Annotated in this window: 7 protein-coding genes; 5 read left to right on the top strand and 2 right to left on the bottom strand. The window is 67.6% G+C overall.

Annotated features, from left to right (window positions below; translation table 11 throughout):
* Nucleotides 1–56 precede the first annotated feature (56 nt).
* Genes RS85_RS00105 through RS85_RS00095 form a run of 3 tightly spaced genes read left to right on the top strand, consistent with a single transcriptional unit; the run spans nucleotide 57 to nucleotide 3066 of the window.
* Nucleotides 57–1364, top strand: coding sequence for a cytochrome b/b6 domain-containing protein (locus RS85_RS00105; protein ID WP_235282284.1), 1308 nt, complete (start codon nucleotides 57–59; stop codon nucleotides 1362–1364).
* A gap of 31 nt (nucleotides 1365–1395) precedes the next feature.
* Nucleotides 1396–2547 (top strand): acetyl-CoA C-acetyltransferase, encoded by a 1152-nt coding sequence (locus tag RS85_RS00100; protein WP_046011380.1) that lies wholly within the window; start codon nucleotides 1396–1398, stop codon nucleotides 2545–2547.
* Nucleotides 2548–2556: 9 nt separating this feature from the next.
* Nucleotides 2557–3066, top strand: a complete 510-nt coding sequence (locus tag RS85_RS00095) for a hypothetical protein (protein WP_152642287.1) — start codon at nucleotides 2557–2559, stop codon at nucleotides 3064–3066.
* Nucleotides 3067–3110: 44 nt separating this feature from the next.
* On the opposite strand, the gene RS85_RS00090 is transcribed toward RS85_RS00095, so the two are convergent.
* Complete coding sequence (locus RS85_RS00090; protein ID WP_046011378.1) at nucleotides 3111–3620, bottom strand: GNAT family N-acetyltransferase; 510 nt, start codon at nucleotides 3618–3620, stop codon at nucleotides 3111–3113.
* A 130-nt stretch (nucleotides 3621–3750) separates the two neighbouring features.
* On the opposite strand from RS85_RS00090, the gene RS85_RS00085 reads away from it, so the two are divergent.
* Both RS85_RS00085 and RS85_RS00080 read left to right on the top strand, forming a co-directional pair.
* Entirely contained in the window at nucleotides 3751–4311 is a 561-nt protein-coding gene (locus tag RS85_RS00085; RefSeq protein ID WP_046011377.1) for an acyl-CoA thioesterase, read from the top strand.
* Nucleotides 4312–4353: 42 nt separating this feature from the next.
* A complete protein-coding gene (locus tag RS85_RS00080) occupies nucleotides 4354–5754 on the top strand; it encodes a hypothetical protein (RefSeq protein WP_152642286.1) in 1401 nt (466 codons plus the stop codon).
* Here the strand turns inward: RS85_RS00080 and RS85_RS19630 are convergent.
* Nucleotides 5709–6264 (bottom strand): hypothetical protein (locus RS85_RS19630; RefSeq protein ID WP_046011376.1); only part of this gene is annotated, 556 nt, incomplete at its 5' end. The genes RS85_RS00080 and RS85_RS19630 overlap by 46 nt on opposite strands.

Genomic DNA, 6264 nt, shown 5'->3' with positions numbered 1-6264 from the left:
TAGCGCCCGGCGCGACAGATGTCGGACGTTCGGCAGGATCCGGTCCGATATCTGGTGTGTCGGCCCCCCACGTGTCATCCCCCGCGACCGCGCCCGCCCCGCCGGAGTCCGTCGCCGTGTCGAACGCCGTGTCGAACGCCGCGTCGACGTCGGAGGGTGCCGTGCGTCGCGGGCTTCCCCGTACCCCTGGCGGCGAGCCGTGGCCGCCGGCCGGCACGGTTGCTGTCGTCGCGGACGTTTCGTCTCGGTCGACTCCGTCGTCCGCGCTCGACGACCGGGTCGAGGAGTCGATTCCGTTGTCCGCGCTCGACGACCGGGTGGCGGAGTCGACTCCGTCGTCCTCGCTCGACGACCGGGAGGCAGCCGTCGCGATCCTGGCCCCGAGCCTCGACACTCCGCTCTCGTGGCCGCGGACCGTGTGGAACGGTCGCGCGCCGCGGCATGTCACCGCCGCACCGGCATCCACTCGTCGCCTGCCGACGTGGCCGCAGGCCATCGCCGGTCTGCTCGCTGCCGCAGCTCTCGGCCTCATCGCGGGTGCGGCGGTCGCCTTCGTCCGCACGCTTCTCAGCTTCCCGTTCATGCAGGACTTCCTCGCCGCGTTCCCAGGCGAGTACGAGCCGGCGATCGCCGTCGAACCCGGATTCGCGCCGTGGCTGAACTGGGCGCACTTCTTCAACATGTTCCTGATCGTGCTGATCATCCGCTCGGGCCTGCGGGTGCGCACCGAGAAGCGACCCACCGTCTTCTGGACGCCCCGAGGAAAGGCGAAGGGCAAGATCAGCCTGACGCTCTGGTTCCATCAGGCGCTCGACCTGCTGTGGATCATCAACGGCGTGATCTTCGTGGTGCTGATCTTCGTCACCGGGCACTGGGTGCGGATCGTTCCGACGAGCTGGGAGGTCTTCCCGAACGCTCTCTCCGCCGCGCTGCAGTATGTCTCCTTCGACTGGCCGCATGAGAACGGGTGGAACAACTACAACAGCCTGCAGCAGCTCGCCTACTTCGCGACCGTCTTCATCGCGGCGCCGCTGGCCGTCGTGACGGGATTCCGGATGTCGGGACTGTGGCCCAAGAGAGCCGAGCGTCTGTCGCAGGCCTACCCGGTCGAATGGGCCCGCGCCCTGCACTTCCCGATCATGCTGTACTTCGTGGCGTTCATCATCGCCCACGTCGCGCTCGTGATGCTGACCGGCTTCCTGCGCAACCTCAATCACATGTACGCGTCGCAGGATGCCGTTACCTGGACCGGCTTCTGGGTCTTCGTCGCCTCGATGGTCGTGCTCGCGATCGGCTGGTTCGCCGCCCGCCCGCTGGTGCTCGCGCCGATCGCGAAGGTCTTCGGCACGGTGTCGGGACGCTGAGATCGCGTCCGCGAGGCGAGAGGGGAACCACATGGCCGAGGCATACATCGTCGACGCGGTCCGCTCACCTGTGGGCAGGCGGGGCGGCTCGCTCTCCGGCATCCATCCCGCTGATCTCGGGGCGCACAGCCTGCGAGCCCTCCTCGAGCGCACGGGGATCGATCCCGGCGCTGTCGACGACGTCATCCTCGGCACGATCGACGCGATCGGCGGACAGGCCGGCAACGTGGCGCGCACGGCCCTGCTGGTCGCCGGATTCCCCGAGCACGTACCCGGCGTCACGATCGACCGCCAGTGCGGGTCGAGTCAGCAGGCCGTGCACTTCGCAGCCCAGGCCGTGATGAGCCGGACGGCCGACCTCGTGATCGCGGGCGGGCTGCAGAGCATGTCGCAGGTGCCGCTCTCGTCGTCGGCGACAGTCGGGGAGCGGTTCGGTTTCACGACCCCGCTCGCCGAGTCGCCCGGATGGCAGGCGCGCTACGGCGACCAGGAGATCTCGCAGTTCGCCGGTGCCGAGCTGATCGCCGAGAAGTGGGGCATCAGCCGCGAGGAGATGGAGCAGTTCGCGCTGGAGAGTCACCGTCGCGCGGCCGTCGCGCAGGATGAGGGCCGCTTCACGAGCGAGATCGCCCCGCTGAACGGCCTCGATCACGACGAAGGCGTGCGTCGCGACACGTCGCTCGAGCGGATGTCGGGACTCGCCCCGCTGCGCGAGGGCGGCCGCATCACCGCCGCGGTGTCATCCCAGATCAGCGACGCGTCGAGCGCCGTGCTCGTCGCGAGCGAACGGGCGGTTCGCGATCATGGCCTGACTCCGCAGGCGCGCGTGCATCACCTCTCGGTGCGCGGCGACGATCCCGTGTTCATGCTCTCCGCGCCGATCTCCGCGACACGGCACGCTCTCGCGCGGACCGGGCTCACGGTCTCCGACATCGACGTGTTCGAGGTCAACGAGGCGTTCGCGTCGGTCGTACTCGCCTGGATGCGTGAGCTCGACGTGCCGCACGAGAAGGTGAACGTCAACGGCGGCGCAATCGCCCTCGGGCATCCGATCGGCGCGACCGGGACGCGGCTGATGACGACGATGCTGAACGAGCTCGAGCGCACCGGCGGTCGCTACGGCCTTCAGACGATGTGCGAGGGCGGCGGCGTCGCCAACGTGACGATCCTCGAGCGCCTCTGAGAGCCAGCCATGACTGAAACACGACAGAACAAGGTGCGGACGAAACCGTTCATCATCCTGCTCGCCGCACTCATATGCGGCCTCATCGTCTTCGGCGTGTGGCTCGTCACTCGCGATTCGCGGGAGAACTTGACCATCTCGGCAATCGCAGAATCGGCGAACCAGACGGACGGATACGCGTCCGAAGCGCTGGACGGCCTTGAGGAAGACACCGCCACGCTGTGTCGCGGTGTCAGCGGCTGCGTCGAAGGCTACGCCTCCCCAACGGTTGAGCTGTTGCGGTTCGACAGCAAGGAAGGCGCCGCCGAGTTCTCCTCTGAGAATGTCGGTAGCTACCAGTCTGACTGGATAGTCGTCGTGTACACGGACGGCAGCCTTTCCGACAGCGGGCGACAGGAAGTCGAGGACCTGATCGACTCCATGTGGAAATCCGAGTCTGCGCGTTCACAATTCAGTCAGAAAGTCGGGCGCGGCAGCCTGGAGATCGGATTCACGGGCTCCGGCGCGATTTCTTGCTGAATTGTGAACGCGCGGCCGATACGACTCCGACGCGGGGACCGGCCTCAGGAGCGGACGAAGCGGACTTCGGTCAGCGTCTCGCCGAGGAAGGGCTCGGTGTGTGTGGCGCCGTCGAGGGCGAAGCCGTTGCGCGTGTAGAAGCGGTGCGCGCGGGGGTTGTCCTCGGCGACCCAGAGGTACAGCGGCTCGTCCTTCTCGACCGCGGCGTCGAACAGCTTCTGGCCGATTCCGGTGCCGTGCAGCGCGTCGAGCAGGTAGATGAAGTACAGCTCCCGGAACGCCGGAGCATCCTTGTCGCGGGCGGGACCAGAACCGACGAAGCCGACGATCTCGCGGTCGACGAGCGCAACGCTCATCTTGAACTCCGGGCCCTGGGCTGCCCAGTGCGTCCACAGCTCGGCCATCCGGCGAGGGGAGACCTTCTCGAGCGCGGCCTTGCTGATCAGGTGGTCATAGGTCTCGTGCCAGCACTGCGCGTGCACGCGACCGAGGGCTTCCGCATCCACATCACGGACCGGACGGACGATGATCTCAGACTGGGCTTCGGCGCTCATGTCGCGACTCTACGCGCGGCATCCGAGATCAGGAAATCGAGCAGGATGCCGGTATCTCGGTCTCGGCAGGCCTAGAGGATCTACACAATGATGTTCCCGGATCGTTCGTCGATGGCTACGATCGATCCTCGTGAATGTGATCTGGCGCACGCTCCTCGTGATCCTCCGTGCTCGTCGTCGCGTGCGGCGCGGCAAGACCCTCGACCCGACGGCGGTGGGCACCATCCGGCTGACCACGCTGCCGACCGACATCGACATCCTCCGCCACATGAACAACGGCCGCTATCTCTCACTGTTCGACCTCGGGCGCTGGGATCTGCTGATCCGCACCGGGCTGTTCGGGGCGATGAAGGAGCAGGGGTGGTACGCGGTCGTCTCCAGCGAGACGATCACGTTCCGCAAGTCGCTGGAGCTCTGGCAGCGGTTCGAGCTGCAGTCGCGGTTCATCGGTCACGACGAGAAGGCGCTGTTCATGGAGCACCGCGCGGTCGTCGACGGCGAGGTCTACGCGCGGGCGATCGTGCGAGCGCGGATGCTGCGCCGCACCGGCGGCACCGTCAGCAACGAAGAGCTCTTCGCCGCGGTCGGCAAACCCGAGGGCGTGCCGGAGATCGATCCATGGGTGCACGACTGGGCCGCGGCATCCGCTCTTCCGCCCGTGCGGATGAAGGCGCCAAGCGTCTGGTCGTAGTTCCGGTATATCGCCGCGGGGTGAACGCGGTAGTTTAGGGCCGTGCTGGGGATCCTGACCACGACCGGGCGAGTGCTGCTGCGGCACTGGCCTGCGCTCGTGGCGTGGTACCTCGCCGGAGTGCTGGTGCAGTACGTGGTCGCTCAGGTCGCGGGATTCATCGGCGCCTACTCGGCCACCGTCGGCTTCCTCGTGCTGCCGATCGGGATCCTCGCGCGGCTGATCAGCCTCGTCGCGATGTTCCTCGTCCTGCGCGACGGGCTGCGGAATCTGCAGGAGGTCGCGCCGCTGCCGGAGTCCGGCGTCGAACGGCGGCGGACGTTCCTCTCTGCCCTGTTCGCCGGCATCCTCCCGTTCTTCGCCGTGTACTGGGCCCAGGGTCTCCTCCGCGAAGACGTGAACGCCTACTCGGCACGCGCGCTCGAGGTGCGCACCGGCATCATCTTCACCGCGGGCGTCAACGGCGAAGGTCCGGTGAGCAATCAGGACACGGTCCTCAACCTCCCGTTCAACGTCTGGACGGTCGCGATCATCGTGCTCGCCTTCGCCGGCCGGTGGGCGTGGTCGAAGTGGTCGGCGAAACTCTCGACCTGGCTGACGCCTGTCGCGGTGTACTTCGAGGTCGTGTGGGTGTTCTTCTCGGTCATCCTGCTGGGCGACCTCTTCGACACGATCAAAGCCTGGGTGGACAGCCGGGTCGCGATGGCGTTCCTCGAAGACGTCCGTGAGGGGATCCTGGATGCCGTCGCACCGCTGCGTTGGCTGTGGGAGGGGATCGGCTGGGTCCTGACCGAAGCAGGACCCGTGCTCGTCGCACCGCTCGCCTGGCTCACGATCGCCGGAGTCGTCTTCGGTCAGGCGATCGTCGCCGAGAAGCTGCGTCTCGAGAACCAGTTGATCTCGCGCTTCCGTGAGCATGCGACCGTGATCCCGAACCCGGTGGTGCGGCGACTGAAGGATCTCGGCGAAGAGCTCGGTGCGCGATTCCGCCCGATCGGACGCGCGATCCTGCTGATGTGGCGGGCGGGACCGCTGCTCGTCGCCTCGTACGCGCTCCTCTATGTCGCCGTGAAGGCGCTCGAGTCCTATCTCAGCTTCGGGATCACCCGTCTGATCGGCCCGCATGAGTTCACGACGTGGGCGATCGCGATGCCGCTGGTCTCGGTCGTGCCTCTGCTCCTCATCGAACCGCTGCGCATCACGGTCATCAGCGGTGCGTACGACGAGACCTTGGCGCGACTGCGTCGTCGGCCGCATGAACGCACGGATGCCGCCGACGTCTCGGCCGCGGAGTCGGACCTGCGTGCCGTCGGCGATGCCGCGGGACTGCTGCCCTCTTCGGCGGATGTGGTCGCGGCCGCCCTCGTCTCAGCGCCTCCGCGGGACACTGTGGGCGGTCAGGGCTCGAGCGAGAACCTGAGGAAGGACCCGCCCGCCTTCTGAGGCCAGACGTCGACCCAGAACGGGCCCTCGACGTCATCCGGGACGACGAACGGGACGATCAGCTCGTATTCGCCCTTGTCGATCTTCACGCAGCTCTCCGGCTCGTCGGGGTCGTAGAGCAGCCCGATCTCGGAGCGGGCGGTGCGCCACTCTCGGCCGGTCTTCTGGTCCACCAGGACGGGCGCCTGGCAGGAGACGCCTTCGGTGCCCGCATCGACGGGGATGCCGACCGCGATCACCGTGGCGCCGTCGGGCAGGTCGAGGCCGCTGAGATCGTCGAGCTCGCCGCCGCGCAGGGGACCCCATTCTGCGCCGGCGAGTTCGATGCTGTCATCGTCCTCGACGACGACCGGCTGGAAGGGAAGTGCGCCGAAGCCGAAGTACTGGTGCCACTCGTGCCAGCCGACGCCGCCCACCGTCACCGGAACGAGGACGGCGAGGGCGATGAGCGCGAGCCTGTTGCGTCGCCACCAGGAGGTCCGAGGCGGCGGCTCGGGGGCGGGTGTCGGC

Source organism: Microbacterium sp. SA39, from assembly GCF_000967865.1.
Classification (GTDB): domain Bacteria; phylum Actinomycetota; class Actinomycetes; order Actinomycetales; family Microbacteriaceae; genus Microbacterium.
This window is presented reverse-complemented; position numbering and strand designations above follow the sequence as displayed.

Coding starts and splice junctions, on each gene's coding strand:
- RS85_RS00095 (WP_152642287.1), top strand. CDS start 2,557: ATGACTGAAACACGACAGAACAAGGTGCGGACGAAACCGTTCATCATC.
- RS85_RS00090 (WP_046011378.1), bottom strand. CDS start 3,620: ATGAGCGCCGAAGCCCAGTCTGAGATCATCGTCCGTCCGGTCCGTGAT.
- RS85_RS00100 (WP_046011380.1), top strand. CDS start 1,396: ATGGCCGAGGCATACATCGTCGACGCGGTCCGCTCACCTGTGGGCAGG.